Origin of the sequence: Leptotrichia sp. oral taxon 847 (assembly GCF_001553645.1) — a bacterium.
GTDB lineage: Bacteria > Fusobacteriota > Fusobacteriia > Fusobacteriales > Leptotrichiaceae > Leptotrichia.
Map to the genome: position 1 here is coordinate 249,651 of NZ_CP014231.1, position 14,727 is coordinate 264,377.

The window sequence follows — 14,727 nt, forward strand, 5'->3', positions numbered from 1 at the left end:
AAGCTTTTTTTAAAGAAATCGCAAAAAATTTAAAAGGGAAATAGAATTTTTTTATTTATTAGCAAAGAAAAAACAAACGCAAGACCAATATTAAAGAGGGGAAAATAAAAGAGTTTTTTATTTATTTCAGTTGAAAAAATTTTTTTTATTTACTCATTTTTTTAACAAGGGGAAAACATCGCCTTTTCCCCTTGACCCTGCGCTAGTCTTCGTCATTTTTATGCACTGCCAAAAAACTCGCACTAATCGTGCTCAGACAGTTTTGTCAGCACATAAAAATGCTCCGACGGTTTAAATTTTACTACCATACAAAAGTGTCGTGATTTTTTTGGAGTAAAGACGACTGTTTGAACGAAGTGAGTTTCGGCTTTGCTTCAAAAAAATGCTTAGACGAGCGTGGGGATTATAAGGGGAAATGGCGGCCCTTTCCCCTTATGTAAAAAATAAAAAAACTATGTAAGTAAAATGCCATTTTGTAAACAAAAATAAATTAAAAATAAAATTTTAAAAAAAAGGCACAATTATAGTGCCTTTTATAATTTTAAATTTAATTTCATTTATTAAGCTGTTCCATTTACTCTTACACCGTATTTAAATGTTTTATTCCAATAGACGTTTTCAAGCGTAGAAATTACAACTCCTTTTGAAGTTGAGGCATTTAAAAATAATGAATTTCCTAAATATACCGCAGTGTGATTTCCTGAGCCATCTGGTTTGAAAAACACAATATCTCCCGCTTTTAACTGACTTCTTGGAACGTGAGAACCAACTTGAACTTGATCCACAGTTCGTCTTGGTAACTCAAAACTAAACACTTCCCTGTAAACTCTTCGAGTGAACGCTGAGCAGTCTATCCCACTTGCAGAATCTCCACCCATCGCATATTTTGTGCCTTTCCAATGTTTATATGACGCAAGCAATTTGTTTTGTAAATCCACAACTTTTTTCTGTTTAAGTGTTCCTTTGCTAAGTATCCTTTGCTGTTCTTTTTTTAATTCTTTTAATTTTTCCAGTACCAATTGAGAATTTGGCATTTCTTTATCGACCATTTCTTTTTCATCAAATAAGTCATTTGAATCAGAATCAAGGTTGATACTGATATAGTCAGAACTATCTTCCTTTTCTAAATCTTTTTTTGTAATTTTATTTTTAGCGTCATCTTTTTCTTTTACTTTTGATTTTCTTTCTTTTTTAGTTTCATTGCCTTTCTTTATAATGACTTTAATTTCATCATCCTGAGCATTATTTGTTGCCACAACAGAATCATTACTTCTACTTCCTCTTTCTGAATTATTCTGTAAACCTGTACAACTAGCAGTCAGTACCATACAAGCCGATGTAAATACCATCTTTCTTCCCATTTTCTTTTTTCCATTCCTTTCTTTTCTCTCCACTAAATAATGCTAAATTTTATCAATTTTTAAATATTAAGTAAAAGAATTAAAAAGTAATAGAAAGTAATTATTTTACAAAAAAAAATGGCGTTACCAAAAAAATTTTTTAATCTAACTTTCAATTATTAAATTTACAGGCCCATCACTTTCTGAAATAATTTTCATATTTTGTCCAAACTCGCCTGAACCAAATTTTATTTTTTCTTCACTTAATTTTTTTAAAAATAAATCATACAGTTCTTTTGCTTTTTCTGCTTTTGCCGAATCTACGAAACTTGGTCTTCTACCTTTTTTAGTATTTCCATAAATTGTAAAATTACTGACAACCATCACTTCGTAATCCAAATTTTTTAACGACAAATTTAATTTTCCATTTTCGTCGTTAAAAATTCTTAAATTTATCAACTTATCTACACAATATTTCACATCTTCTTGTGTATCTTCATTTTTTATTCCGACAAAAGCTAAAATACCTTTTTTTATCTCTTCCTTAAATCTATCATTGACAAACATTTTAGCATAATTTACTCTTTGAATTATTAATTTCATTTTATATTCTCTCTCTTTTTGTAATTATATCACTTTTTTTTAAATTTGTATAGAGTTATTTTTATCTTTTTTTTTAATAATATCTTTTTTCTTCCCCAATCGTAGTATCAAAGCTGTGTCCTGGATAAACCTTTGTATCTTCGGGATATTGCATAAGTTTTTTTAATGATTTTCCCATTTCTATTGGATTACTTGTAGGTAAGTCAACTCTTCCATAAGTCCCTTTAAAAAGTGTGTCGCCTGTAATCATAATTTTTTCTTTTTCGCTGTAATAGCAAATATCTCCCGAAGTATGCCCTGGTGTCTCTATAATTTTAAAAATGCTTTTATTTTCATCATCTGTAATTCCACTTAGTCCAATCATATCATCTTCTTTTAATTTTCTAATATCCAAATTTTCATTTATCTTAAAATTCGCATCATGCCAACTGGAAAGGGACAATTCTGGATTAAACAAAAATTCATAACCTTTTTCACTCACAAAAAGCGGAACTTTTTTATATTCCAACATCGAATTCACTCCCAAAATATGATCCCAATGTCCATGTGTCAAAAGTACAGCCACCATTTCCAAATCATTTTTTTCCAAAAAGTCAATAACTTCCGTCATTTTTTCTTCTCCTGGATCGACAACAAAACATTTTTTCTCACATTTAACCACATAACAATTACTTCTTGCTAAATTATCGTTTACAAATCTTATTATTTCCATTTTCTCTTTTCCTTTCAAATACAAATTTTTTTATTACTTTTCAAAAAATATTTTAAATAAATAAAGTTTTAAATATTTTTTCAAAATTTTTCAGAAATTAAGTTTTAAAAAATCTAAAACAAAAATTTTTTATTCATTTTCAAATATTTTATCAATTCAAATTACTCATTTTTTATTCTGACATCCATTTGTGGATACGGTATTTCTATTCCCGCCTTTTCAAATTCCAACTTTATTCTTTCGTTTAGTTTTAATTTTAAATCTATGTAATTTTCTGTTCTTGTGTAGACATAGATATAAAAAATTATCGCTGACTCTCCCAACTCCCCAACACCGATAATCGGTTTGTGCGACGGTAAAATCAACTTGTCGTGCTCATTTTTTTCTTTTTCTTTTGTAACTTTATCGATTTCTTCAATTTCTTCGATTTCCTGTTTTAAATCCGAATGTGCTGACTTTTCCGCTTCTTCTAATTTCTTTTTTGAAAATATTGTAGAAAAAATATTTATTTTTTTGTTTTCTTTAGTTTCCAAAACCGTATTTTGCAATTTTTTGAATAAATTTTCTTTTCTTTTGTTTTCTTCGACTATATTCATTGTCTCTTCTTTAATAATTTTCTTAATAACCTTTTTTACCTTTAGAATATCGCTGTTGTAAGATACCCCTACCGTCAAATCTAGCCGTCTTTCTCCATCTTCTTTTATATTTCTAATTTCTGTATTCGTTATAATTCCATTTGGAATAATTACCAGCTCATTTTGTGGATTTATAATCTTTGTGTAGAATAACTCGATTTTTTTTACTGTTCCGATGTAATTGTTGTATTCAATCGTATCTCCCACATGAAACGGCTTAAACGTAAGAATAATAATTCCGCCGCAAAAATTCCCAAGCGTCTCTTTAAAAGCGATCCCAAATACAATCCCTGCCGCTCCTAAAAATGTTGTAATCGAAGTCGTATTAATTCCCAAAATTCCAATTGAAATATAAATTAATATGAAATAGTAAACGACTGAATAAAGAGAAATTAAAAAAGAAGCAATACTCTTGTCCATATTTGACTTTTCAAAAAGTAAATTCAATATTTTTTCAATTCTTCCCTTAAATATTTTTGCAATTTTAAACATAATATAAATAATGAATAGTTTAAAAATATTCGTTTTTAAAAATTTAATTATGTTATCTATTTCCAAAAATTTTTGTAGTGCAGTTAATTTCATAATTTTTCCTCATTTTTTATTTTAGTGAAATATTTAAAACACACCAGAAAAATTATAAATTAAATTTAAAGATATAATTTTCCCAGTGTGACTTAAAAATTTAATATTTTTCTTTTTTTACAAAAAAAATTATTTTCTATGTTACAGAAAATTTATAACTTCTTTATAAATTTTGTTAAACATTAAATCTAAAGAACATAACATCCCCGTCTTGCACAATGTATTCTTTTCCTTCAAGACGCATCGCACCTTTTTCTCTTGCACCACTCCATCCATTTAATTCGATAAATTTATCAAATGAAACGACTTCCGCGCGAATAAATCCTTTTTCAATGTCTGTATGAATTTCACTTGCTGATTTTTGTGCATTTGTCCCCTTTTTTATTGTCCAGGCTCTGACTTCTTTTACACCGGCAGTAAAATATGTAATTAGTCCCAAAAGTTTAAATCCTGCTCTTATAAGTCTATTTAAACTTGGTTCTTTAATTCCAAGTTCATCAATAAACATCTGTCTTTCTTCTTCATCTTCAATTTCAATAAGTTCTGCTTCAACTTTGGCTGAAAAAGTTACAACTTCACTGTCAAACTCTTTTGCAAAATCTCTAACCTTTTTTACATAGTCATTTTCCACTCCATTTGTCAAATCTTCCTCCGAGATATTCGCTGCAAACATCATAGGTTTAATTGTCAAAAACTGGTAAACTTTTATAAGTTCTGCTTCCATTTCTGTAAATTCCAAAGTTTTTAATAACTTAAATTCGTCTAAATGTGCCTTACACTTTTCAAGAACTGCAAGCAATTTTTTCCCTTCAGGATTGCCTCCACGAGCTAATTTCTGATTTTTTTGAATTGCACGCTCCACTGTTTCTAAATCTGCAAAAATTAACTCCGCATTTATTGTTTCAATATCACGGATTGGGTCGACACTTCCTTCCACATGAATTATATTATCGTCATCAAAACATCTGACAACTTGACAAATTGCAGCAGTATTTCTTATATTTGACAAGAACTGATTTCCAAGCCCTTCCCCTTTTGACGCACCTTTTACAAGCCCCGCTATATCTACAAATTCCACAGTTGCACCAACTGTCTTCTGCGGATTAACCACTTTTTCCAAAGCTTTTAATCTTGTGTCAGGCACACTGACTAGCCCCACATTTGGCTCAATTGTTGCAAATGGATAATTTGCCGCTTCCGCATTTTGTGTTTTTGTTATTGCATTAAATAATGTTGATTTTCCTACATTTGGTAATCCTACAATTCCTATTCCTATCATTTTTATTTGTTTTCCTTTCTTAAAAAAAATAAATTTATATATTTCCAAATATATTTGCTATTTTCCATTTTTCTTTATCGGTCATTTTATACAAAAAATATGAAATATCGTAAATTGGAATAACAGTTATTCCAAAATAATCATATTTGTTTCCAAACATTTTTTTCATATCTATTTTTTGATTTTTTATAAGCGCTTTTGTTGGCTTTTCACCTACAGAAATTATATATTTAGGTTTTATAAGAGCAATCTGTGTATCCAAAAAGCCGCTACACGCTTTTATATGTTTTCCTTCGACAATGTTATCATCTTTATAACATTTTGTAAGAGTTGTAAAATAACATCTTTGTATATCCAGATTTGAATATTTAAAAAATTTGTTTAAAAGTTTTCCATTTTTATCTTCCAGTAAAAGTTTATTTTCAGCTTCTTTTTTACTAATTTCATCAAATAAAAAAAATATTTCGGCTTCTTTATTCCCTTGCCCAACTATACGGACATTTTCATGATTTTTCCCCAAATTACATCTCTCACAAATATTTACTTCCACTTCTAAATTTTCCCACATATTTTTTCCTTTTACAACTTGTAAATTTTTGTACCTGACTCCCCAATTATCTCGATATCCAAATTTTTTCTATTTTCTTTTTTCAAAACTTGCTGGAGTGAATTATAAGCTAATTCAGGCGTGTTATTATCCTTACTTATGTGCATTAAATAAACTTTTTTTAATTTGTTGCACAAAACTTGTCCGACTAACTTTGCCGCATCCGCATTTGACAGATGTCCGTGTCTTCCTTTTACCCGATTTTTTAATTCCCAGTGATAAGGTCCTGTCATAAGCATATTGTAGTCATAATTACTTTCTAAAACAATGACATCGCTATTTTTCAAATTTTCTTTAATAATGTTATTCACACAGCCAACATCACTCGCATAAGAAAGCTTCTTTCCACAAAACTCAAAAGTATAACCGAGACATTTTTTTGCGTCGTGCATAACTTCAAAATTTTTTATCACGCAATTTCCAATCACAACTTTTTCATCTCTTATAAAATTAAGATTTTTTTTATCTATTTTCCCAATTTTATTTTTTATTTCATTGTAAGTAAGTTCATGTAAATATATTGGAATATCATATTTTCTGGACAAGACTCCCAATCCTAAAATGTGATCCGTGTGCTCATGTGTTACAAAAATTCCTTCTATATCTTCGATTCGCTTTTCTATGTCATTTAACCTTTGAGCCGTCCTTTTTCCACTAAATCCCGCATCAATCAAAAATTTTTTATTTCCCATCTCAATAAAACTGGAATTTCCGCTACTTCCACTTCCCAAACTTGAAAATTTCATTTTTCTATTCCTTTATCGTTATCTTCTTCTCTAAATTATTAATATTTTTTATTATTAAATATTTGGCGAAATTTTGCCATTTTTTTTGTCGTAAACCCAGCCACCTTTTTTATCTTTTTTTTCTACAATTTGATTACTTTTCTCCCTGTGAAGCTTCAAACTTTCAGGTATTTCATAAATTTTTTCAGTCCCATAAAATGTACTAAAGTTAAATCCATCATTTTTTGGACTTTTAACAAGTGATAAATTATTTTCAAATCCTGCGATTTCAGGATATACCCCTTCTCTTTTATAAAATTCATTTACAGCATTTTGAAGTTTTACCGTTTCCACTTGCACATCAGCTTTTATAAGTTTATCAGCTTTTCTCGACGCCATAATCATTACAATAAAAGCCGCAATAGCTAATGAAAACGCAAAAAAAATACCTCTAATTAATACTTTTTTTAATATTTTCGAACCACTTTCACTATATGTCATATTTTTCTCCATCTTTTAAATTTTTTTAGACTTAAAAATCGCTTCTCGTACAACAACTTTAACCGCTTTTGGATATACAATTTCAATCTTTAGTATCCCTCTTTTGACGTTAATCCATCCAAGTCCCGCAACTACAAGTTCTTCATTTTCTTTTACTTCTACAATTTTTGTTACAAATTCATTTTCAAAATACTTTTCTTTCTCTTCTTTTGACAAAATTTGAAAAAAATCTCCTTTTATCAACTCAGAAACTCTCTCTTGACGAGCTACATGAAATTTCACGTTCTTTGAACCATACGCTGAAAATATTGGTTTAGACTCAGAATCTGAAGTTAGAATTTTAAATCTGCAAAATACATCAAACATAAATACTTGATTTTCTTCGAGTTTAAATGTCTTTCGCGATATTTCCCCAGCTGGAACTAATTTTAATCCAGATTCCACACTTATTAAATCAGAAACTCTTCCAACTGGAATAAGTCCAGGTGTATCAATAATTGTAATTTGAGTGCCTGGTATTTTGTTATTTATTGATTTTAATGTCGTTCCGGAATATTTTGAAGTTGTTATTCTGTTATCTTTTAAAAGTAAATTTATAATCGACGATTTTCCAACATTTGACACTCCCAAAATTGTCGCCCTCACTTTTTTATTTTTAAAAATATTATTTATTTTTCTAATTATCCCGTTTACCCCATATTTACTTTTAACACTTATAAACGCAATATCCATTGGCACTATTCCCTCTTCAGAAAGTCTATTTTTTACCCAGTTTGAAATTTCTGTTGGATGAATAAAATCTGGCAGTAAATCAATCTTATTAATTAAAACTATCGAATTGTAATCTCTTAAATAATCCAAGACTTCATCAGTGAATGAGCCTTCAAAGTCAATAATATCAAAGATTGGAAGTATTATATCAGATTTTTTTACACTTTGTAAAACTTCTTTTTCGTAATCTTTTTTACTAAAATTATTTTTCAAATTTTGTCCATAATTTTTTATTTTATAACATCTTTGACAAAGTAAATTTTCTTGCATCAAAAGTTTTTCTTCTGGAACAAATCCCTCTTTATCTTTGTCTTCGCATTGCAATTCAATCCCGCAACCAAGGCATTTTTTTGTTATCAATTCTTTCCTCCATCATATTTTATACTTTTTATAACCTTCTCTTCTACCTTTCAGGACAGCCCTGTGATAAGCCTTATTTTTGGTAATAAGCATGCCTACAAAGCTTCTAAATAATTTTTTCCAGTATTTAAAAATATACATTTTATTTTTTCTGTATTTTACTTCTTTTTTTACCAAAGCTCCAAATCCTAAAGCGTAGTTATAAGCTCTTGTTAGATCATCATAATTTCCTTTTTTTGCTGGATGAAAAATTATATCATTTGCAAAATATCTACCTTTATATCCTTTGTGAAGTAAGGTTAATACATAATCAGTTTCCTCTCCACTTCCATAAATCGCCCCGACTCCCAATTGTTCGTCAAATAGAATAATTTCATCTCCGTCGTAATTCACAAAAAATGTGATGGATTTTACAGTCACATCAACATTATCGGGTGTAATATTCATATCTTTTGTTTCCATAACACCTGTTCCATAATCTTTTCCACGCTCAAGTGTACGGCATGAATAAATTTTATAATTTTTTTTTCGTTCAAAAAAAGAAACTACTTTTTCTAATGTGTCATCGGCATATTCGCAATCATCATCGGGAAATCCAACTATTTCTCCTTTTCTTAAAATAAGTCCTTTGTTCCGATTAAGACTGAGCCCTTTTTCTTCACTTTTAGTATACTTTATATCAAATAATTTCTCATATCTTTTCAAAATTTTAAACACTTCATCATGTTCATTCTGATCTACCACGACTAATTCAAAATCTTTAAACGTCTGCCGTGCTAAGCTTTCCAAAAATAGTACAAGTTCATCTATCACATTTATTGTAGGCATTATCAAAGATACTTTCATAAAAAACTTCTCCTTTCCCATTTTTTACTTTTCATTTTTTTATATCTCAAAAAATTTTTGTTTTATAAATTAATGAATATCAATTACAGCCATATATGGAAGATGATCCGACAATTTTGTCCAGTCCTGCGTGGCATCATTTATATAATAACTTGCCTTAACTTTCCATTTATTTGATTTATTTCCAAAAATATAGTCGATTCTTGGTTTATTAAGCGATCTAATTTCAGGCGAACGAGCTTCCATATAAGTGTCTTTCCAGTTTTTCATCATTTCGCTGTAATATCTCGTTGTTGGCAAAAAATTAAAATCACCGCTTATAAATTTTATGTCATTTTTGTCAAAAAAACTTGTCAAAACTCCCAGTGAGTCTATTTCTTCTGGTTTCATTTCCTGCTTAAAATCCAAGTGCGTATTCATAATCAAAACTTTTTTCCCAAATACTTTTTTTGGTATTTCTGCAATTACCAACTGCCGTCTTTCTTTTCCCATCGAAGGTAATTCGTAGCTATAAATTTTATCAACAGGATATTTTGAGATAAATGCAATTCCATACTCCCCATTGTCATAATCCATAGCCTTTTGAAAGTAATAGTATCCGTAACCCAGCTCTTTTGCAATATCTGATGTTACGTCTCGAAAATTACTTCTTCTTGTGTATCTGTCAACTTCTTGAAGTGAAACAAAATCTGGTGAATACGGCTTTATACTCTGCCCCAATTTTTGTCCATTTGTAAGTCTTGCTCCGTAAATATTATATGTCATTAATTTCAATTCTTTTGCTGAAAGCATAATGGCATTTACTATCATAAATAATGACATCATCTTTTTTATACTGCTCATTTTAAAAATACTTCTCCCGTTTTTTTTATTATTATATCATTTTTTATTCTATTCGTAAAATTTATTTTAAAAAAAATAATGAAAGTATTATTTTAACTTTCTTCCATTATCTTAAACTATTTTATAATTTTTATTTAAACAATTCATTTATTTTCTGTATGGTCGAATTCACATCGTTTGATTTTGTGATTTCCACTATACTTGTTCCAACAATTACTCCATCCGCAAACTTTCTCATTGTATTCACATTATCATTATTTTTTATACCGAATCCCAATGACACAGGTAAATTTGTCTTTGTTCTGATATTTTTAATAAATTTTTCAAGTCTTTGCAAATCAACTTGTTTACTTCCTGTTACTCCAAGTGAACCTATTGCATAAACAAATCCACTTCCTCGAGATGTGATTTTTTTTATTCTATCTTGAGAAGTTACACTTACAAACGGAATAAAATCAATATTATTCTTTTTTGCTTTCTCAAACAGTTCTTCTGCCTCCTCATAGGGTAAATCAGGCACTAGAAGACCTTTTATGCCACTTTTTACACATTTTTCGATAAATTTGTCAATTCCGTAAGAAAAAATTAAATTGTAATAAATTAAAAATATAAGTGGTTTTGTAACTTTATCTTTAACTTCGGTTACCAAATCAAATACCGTATCTGTCGTAACACCAGCTTCTGACGCTGCAAAAGAAGTTTTGGATATAAGTTTTCCGTCAGCTATCGGATCTGAATAAGGCACTCCGACTTCCAACATATCAATACTCGTCTTATCCAAATTTTCTAAAAAATCTTTTGTAAATTCTAAATTGGGATAGCCTGCAACTATATACCCAATATTTGTTTTTTCTCCATTTTGTTTTTTCTTCTCAAATACATTTTTTATACTATTCATTGACATTTTCTCCTTTCAATACTGAAAATACTGTGTGCATATCTTTGTCTCCACGTCCTGATACATTTACAATTATTGTTTCCCTCTTATCTTTTGACAGCGTTGGACACAATTTTTCCAAATAAGCAAGCGCGTGAGCACTTTCTATTGCTGGTATTATTCCCTCTTTCCGAGTTACTAAAATTAGTGCATCCATCGCTTCCTTATCAGTAATTGGCGCATAAATTGCCTTTTTCATATCATGAAGATAGGAATGTTCCGGTCCTACTCCCGGATAATCAAGTCCTGCGGAAATTGAATGAACTGGTAAAATTTGTCCATATTTATTTTGCAGCACATAAGTCTTCATTCCATGAATAATCCCTTCTCTTCCAAGTGTCAATGTGGCAGCGTGTTTATCAGTGTCAATTCCAAGTCCACCAGCTTCCACACCGTACAATTTTGTGGTGCTGTCATCCAAAAATCCACTAAAAATTCCAATTGCATTGCTTCCACCGCCAACACAGGCAATTACATGGTCAGCGTGCTTTCCCAAAGCTTCTATTTGCTGTCTAGCCTCTTTCCCAATAACCGACTGAAAATTTTTCACAATCGTAGGATAAGGATGAGGCCCTACAACAGAACCAATTACATAAAACACAGTTTCAATTTCAGCAACCCAAGCTTGAATTGCAGCAGTTGTTGCTTCTTTTAGTGTCTTTAGACCATCCTTGACACAAACAACTTTTGCCCCCAAAAGCTCCATTCTAAAAACGTTTAATTTTTGACGCTCAATGTCAACCGCTCCCATATAGACATCGCATTCAAGCCCAAGAAGTGCCGCAGCTGTGGCAGTTGCAACTCCATGTTGTCCAGCACCAGTTTCAGCAATTACTTTCTTTTTTCCCATTTTTTTAGCAAGTAGGACTTGTCCTAGCGCATTATTTATTTTATGTGCTCCTGTATGGTTCAAATCCTCTCTTTTTAAATAAATGTCGTGGTTATAATAGTCGCTCAAACTTTTTGCATAATAAAGCGGCGTCTCTCTCCCAACATAATTTTTTAATAAATCTTCAAAATTTTTGTAAAACTCCTTGTCATCTTTTAATTCATCATAAGCTTTTTCCAGTTCAAACAGCGCCGTCATAACCGTTTCAGGAACAAACTGTCCTCCAAAATTTCCAAAATATGCTTTTTTATTTTCCATAATTATTTCCTTTCCACTTTTATTTTAAATTAAGATTTCACAACTTTAATTACTTCTTCAACTAATTTTCTAGCTTTTCTATCATTAATTTCAACTTTACTATTTACATCCACTACCGCTGGCTTATAAAATAGCGCCACTTCTATATTTTTTGGTGAAATTCCACCAGCCAAGACAAACGAATATGGATTTACCCCTTTTAATATTTTCCAGTCAAAAATTTCTCCATTTCCACCAGCTTTTTCGCCCTTTGTTTCAAAAAGTGGATATTCAATAAGGGACTTGTAATCATTGATATTTGGAAGTTTTTCTTCTACTTTAAAAGTTTTCCAAATTTTTGTCTTATTTCTAATATTTTTCGTCTCATTTTCTAATTCATTCAAATGATTTTTATAAATTCTTTCAAACGCCTTTTTCAGCTCCTCACAATATTCCGCCGTCTCATTTCCATGAAGCTGGACAACATCAAGTTTAAGTGCTTCTACAATCCTTACAACATCCCTTATCATCGCATTCACAAATACCCCAACAACTTTTTTCCCGTTTTTATGTGCAAGTTGCACAATTTGACTTGAAACTTCAATATTTACTCTTCTCGGACTTTCCGCAAAAATACATCCAATGTAGTCAATATCCAGTTCCTTTAATTCTTCCATTTCCTCAACCGACCGAATTCCACAAACTTTTAATAAGGTTTTATTAATTTCCACTTTATCTCCTCTCCAATTCAAAAATTATTTTAATTTTTCAACTTTTTTAAATTCAAATTTCCTCTCATAAGCGCTTCCCCAATCAAAAGCCCATCAACTCCAATAGTTTTTGCATATTCCAAATCATCTTTTGTCATAAAACCGCTTTCTCCAACAAGAATAAGTTTTCTTTTCATTTCAGCTGGAATTTTATCTATCAATTTTTTCGTTGTCGCAATATCCACTTCAAAAGTATCAAGATTTCTATTATTCACTCCCAAAATTTCCAAATTAGGTATTTTTAAAGCTCGTTCCAACTCAACCTCATCATGAACTTCAACCAAAACTTCAAGCTCCAATTCATGCGCCAATTTATGCAACTCACGAAAAGTCTTATCATCCAACATTCTCACGATAAGAAGTATCGCCGAAGCTCCCAAAAATTTAGCATGAGCCACCTGAAACGGAGTATAAATAAAGTCCTTCCTCAAAATCGGCATTTCTGGAAATTTCTCTCTTACAATTTTTATAAAATCATTCTCTCCTTTAAAATATTCCTTTTCTGTCAGTATCGAAAAAGCTGCAACCCCTTTATCCACATAACTTTGAGCCTGTTTTAATAAATCAAAATCATCTTTTGCAATTTTCCCTTTCGATGGAGAAGCCCTCTTAATTTCCCCAATAATTTGAATTCCTTTTTGATTAAGTGCCTTTTTTAAAGATGGCTGTTTAAAAGACTTTAATTCGTCTTCAAGCTGTATATCTCTTTTAATTTTTATTTTTTCTAAAATATCCATATTTTTCCTTTCGTAGTTTAAAAACTTAATATTGTATTAACAATTTGATTTATTAAATTAGTAGAGAGTATTGTGAAAATAACGAAAATTACTATATTTACTAAAAAAATTATTATTTTTAACCTAATTTTGTATTTTTTCTTTTTTTCTTCATCTTCAATTTTATTTATTTTTTTAAACTTTATAGAGCAAAAATACATAGTTGTTATTTTAAATAATAACCAAATTAATGGAATATTGAAAAAAATATTATCAAATATACTCTCAATAACATAAAGAGGTAGTATTATATATACTAGTATTGAAAATTTGAAGAAAAATATAAATAATAGTATTATTTCTGGGATTATAAAATACCTCAAACATTTTTCTTTATATAAAGTTTTTATCATATTTTCAATTTCTTTTACTTTCTATAATTTTATCAATATCTTCAAATGCGTTTTCTAAAGTTTCCGTATGATATTTTTCGTACATACTGTATATTAATTGTGTTATATTAAGTTTATCCCATTCTTTTAAAATATCACTCGCATTTTTATTTTTTTTATCTGCATATTTTTCCAATAAATATATAAAAAAATTCATTTCTTTAGACATAGTAATCATCTCTTATATATAGTGAATTTCTAGGGTTTCCAGTTACCTGCTCATTTTCCCACATATCAAAAATTACAAGAGGGCTAAAATCCCACATTTCTAATTCAAAATCTGAAAGCATTTTATATGTTTCTGAATAAAAAAACTTTCTTAATGCCTCCATTTCATTAAAACCATATTTTTCAACAATTAATCTTATGATTTGAGTATCATATTTCTCCAATATATCTGAAAAAATTGTTTTCATATTCATAATTCCACCTCCAAAAATTTTAAATATTTAAGAGCCTTTTCTGTTTTAAAAGTATACTGGTCTTTAAGATTTTGAGGTAAAAGTCTTTTTAAAGCCTCGTTTTCATCGTAAATTCCATTTAAATAGAGATTGATAACAGGCATTGTATTATCATTTGCAACAGGTCCTATTATAATATCCCAATTTTCATTATTTGTTATATTATTGTTCCTATTTTGAATAACAAATTTAAGCCATTCTCTATTAGCTGATTCAAAATATAAAACTTTCAAATTCTTTAATTGCTCCTTGCTTATTTCATACACGGAAACTGTTGCAATTCCTTGTTGTCTTCGTTTTTGAGTCAGCTTTGCCCATTTTTTAGCCTGTTTAAAATCCGAAGTTAGATAAAAAACATATCCAAAATCTAAGAGCCTAGTATTTGTGATAATTCTAGGATTTTTCACTTTGACATTACTTCCATGATACAATTTCACTTAATCACCCCTTTTTTCTTA

18 protein-coding genes are annotated in these 14,727 nt (G+C 29.7%); all 18 read right to left on the reverse strand.

Annotation, left to right across the window (positions count from 1 at the left end):
- Positions 1–560: 560 nt before the first annotated feature.
- The 18 genes from AXF11_RS01100 to AXF11_RS01190 all read right to left on the reverse strand — a co-directional run bounded on the left by AXF11_RS01100 (position 561) and on the right by AXF11_RS01190 (position 14,706).
- Positions 561–1,361: an NlpC/P60 family protein gene (locus AXF11_RS01100; protein WP_068154115.1), complete on the reverse strand. Its 801-nt coding sequence runs from the start codon at positions 1,359–1,361 to the stop codon at positions 561–563.
- Positions 1,362–1,505: 144 nt separating this feature from the next.
- A complete protein-coding gene (gene dtd / locus AXF11_RS01105; protein WP_068154116.1) occupies positions 1,506–1,943 on the reverse strand; it encodes a D-aminoacyl-tRNA deacylase in 438 nt (145 codons plus the stop codon).
- Between the two features lie 73 nt (positions 1,944–2,016).
- Entirely contained in the window at positions 2,017–2,655 is a 639-nt protein-coding gene (locus AXF11_RS01110) for an MBL fold metallo-hydrolase (RefSeq protein ID WP_068154117.1), read from the reverse strand.
- Between the two features lie 161 nt (positions 2,656–2,816).
- The gene (locus AXF11_RS01115) at positions 2,817–3,875 is read right to left on the reverse strand and encodes a mechanosensitive ion channel family protein (protein WP_068154118.1); all 1,059 of its coding nucleotides are present in this window, start codon (positions 3,873–3,875) and stop codon (positions 2,817–2,819) included.
- Between the two features lie 175 nt (positions 3,876–4,050).
- Entirely contained in the window at positions 4,051–5,154 is a 1,104-nt protein-coding gene (gene ychF, locus AXF11_RS01120) for a redox-regulated ATPase YchF (RefSeq protein ID WP_068158108.1), read from the reverse strand.
- A gap of 34 nt (positions 5,155–5,188) precedes the next feature.
- Entirely contained in the window at positions 5,189–5,722 is a 534-nt protein-coding gene (locus AXF11_RS01125; RefSeq protein ID WP_068154119.1) for a uracil-DNA glycosylase family protein, read from the reverse strand.
- 11 nt (positions 5,723–5,733) lie between these two features.
- On the reverse strand, positions 5,734–6,507 hold the full coding sequence (locus tag AXF11_RS01130) for an MBL fold metallo-hydrolase (RefSeq protein WP_068154120.1): 774 nt from the start codon (positions 6,505–6,507) through the stop codon (positions 5,734–5,736).
- Between the two features lie 54 nt (positions 6,508–6,561).
- Positions 6,562–6,987: a competence protein ComE gene (locus AXF11_RS01135; RefSeq protein WP_231724722.1), complete on the reverse strand. Its 426-nt coding sequence runs from the start codon at positions 6,985–6,987 to the stop codon at positions 6,562–6,564.
- Positions 6,988–7,002: 15 nt separating this feature from the next.
- Positions 7,003–8,118 carry a ribosome biogenesis GTPase YqeH gene (gene yqeH, locus AXF11_RS01140; RefSeq protein WP_068154122.1) on the reverse strand — a complete coding sequence of 372 codons (1,116 nt, stop codon included), beginning with the start codon at positions 8,116–8,118 and terminating at the stop codon, positions 7,003–7,005.
- Between the two features lie 12 nt (positions 8,119–8,130).
- A complete protein-coding gene (locus AXF11_RS01145; protein WP_068154123.1) occupies positions 8,131–8,964 on the reverse strand; it encodes a glycosyltransferase family 2 protein in 834 nt (277 codons plus the stop codon).
- 69 nt (positions 8,965–9,033) lie between these two features.
- Entirely contained in the window at positions 9,034–9,807 is a 774-nt protein-coding gene (locus AXF11_RS01150) for an endonuclease/exonuclease/phosphatase family protein (protein ID WP_068154124.1), read from the reverse strand.
- 130 nt (positions 9,808–9,937) lie between these two features.
- Entirely contained in the window at positions 9,938–10,705 is a 768-nt protein-coding gene (gene trpA / locus AXF11_RS01155) for a tryptophan synthase subunit alpha (RefSeq protein WP_197416831.1), read from the reverse strand.
- Positions 10,698–11,897: a tryptophan synthase subunit beta gene (gene trpB, locus AXF11_RS01160; protein WP_197416854.1), complete on the reverse strand. Its 1,200-nt coding sequence runs from the start codon at positions 11,895–11,897 to the stop codon at positions 10,698–10,700. Before trpB ends, trpA begins: the two co-directional genes overlap by 8 nt.
- Positions 11,898–11,920: 23 nt before the next feature.
- Positions 11,921–12,601 (reverse strand): phosphoribosylanthranilate isomerase, encoded by a 681-nt coding sequence (locus AXF11_RS01165; RefSeq protein ID WP_231724723.1) that lies wholly within the window; start codon positions 12,599–12,601, stop codon positions 11,921–11,923.
- A 29-nt stretch (positions 12,602–12,630) separates the two neighbouring features.
- Entirely contained in the window at positions 12,631–13,377 is a 747-nt protein-coding gene (trpC, locus tag AXF11_RS01170) for an indole-3-glycerol phosphate synthase TrpC (protein WP_068154128.1), read from the reverse strand.
- Between the two features lie 396 nt (positions 13,378–13,773).
- Positions 13,774–13,977, reverse strand: coding sequence for a DUF3791 domain-containing protein (locus AXF11_RS01180; RefSeq protein WP_068154129.1), 204 nt, complete (start codon positions 13,975–13,977; stop codon positions 13,774–13,776).
- Positions 13,970–14,230: a hypothetical protein gene (locus AXF11_RS01185; RefSeq protein ID WP_068154130.1), complete on the reverse strand. Its 261-nt coding sequence runs from the start codon at positions 14,228–14,230 to the stop codon at positions 13,970–13,972. Before AXF11_RS01185 ends, AXF11_RS01180 begins: the two co-directional genes overlap by 8 nt.
- A complete protein-coding gene (locus tag AXF11_RS01190; RefSeq protein WP_068154131.1) occupies positions 14,227–14,706 on the reverse strand; it encodes a DUF3990 domain-containing protein in 480 nt (159 codons plus the stop codon). The genes AXF11_RS01185 and AXF11_RS01190 overlap by 4 nt, the downstream gene beginning before the upstream one ends.
- Between the last annotated feature and the right edge of the window lie 21 nt (positions 14,707–14,727).

Coding starts and splice junctions, on each gene's coding strand:
- AXF11_RS01110 (WP_068154117.1), bottom strand. CDS start 2,655: ATGGAAATAATAAGATTTGTAAACGATAATTTAGCAAGAAGTAATTGT.
- AXF11_RS01130 (WP_068154120.1), bottom strand. CDS start 6,507: ATGAAATTTTCAAGTTTGGGAAGTGGAAGTAGCGGAAATTCCAGTTTT.
- trpC (WP_068154128.1), bottom strand. CDS start 13,377: ATGGATATTTTAGAAAAAATAAAAATTAAAAGAGATATACAGCTTGAA.
- AXF11_RS01180 (WP_068154129.1), bottom strand. CDS start 13,977: ATGTCTAAAGAAATGAATTTTTTTATATATTTATTGGAAAAATATGCA.
- AXF11_RS01185 (WP_068154130.1), bottom strand. CDS start 14,230: ATGAATATGAAAACAATTTTTTCAGATATATTGGAGAAATATGATACT.
- AXF11_RS01135 (WP_231724722.1), bottom strand. CDS start 6,987: ATGACATATAGTGAAAGTGGTTCGAAAATATTAAAAAAAGTATTAATT.
- AXF11_RS01125 (WP_068154119.1), bottom strand. CDS start 5,722: ATGTGGGAAAATTTAGAAGTGGAAGTAAATATTTGTGAGAGATGTAAT.
- AXF11_RS01100 (WP_068154115.1), bottom strand. CDS start 1,361: ATGGGAAGAAAGATGGTATTTACATCGGCTTGTATGGTACTGACTGCT.
- AXF11_RS01115 (WP_068154118.1), bottom strand. CDS start 3,875: ATGAAATTAACTGCACTACAAAAATTTTTGGAAATAGATAACATAATT.
- trpA (WP_197416831.1), bottom strand. CDS start 10,705: ATGAATAGTATAAAAAATGTATTTGAGAAGAAAAAACAAAATGGAGAA.
- AXF11_RS01145 (WP_068154123.1), bottom strand. CDS start 8,964: ATGAAAGTATCTTTGATAATGCCTACAATAAATGTGATAGATGAACTT.
- AXF11_RS01150 (WP_068154124.1), bottom strand. CDS start 9,807: ATGAGCAGTATAAAAAAGATGATGTCATTATTTATGATAGTAAATGCC.
- dtd (WP_068154116.1), bottom strand. CDS start 1,943: ATGAAATTAATAATTCAAAGAGTAAATTATGCTAAAATGTTTGTCAAT.
- ychF (WP_068158108.1), bottom strand. CDS start 5,154: ATGATAGGAATAGGAATTGTAGGATTACCAAATGTAGGAAAATCAACA.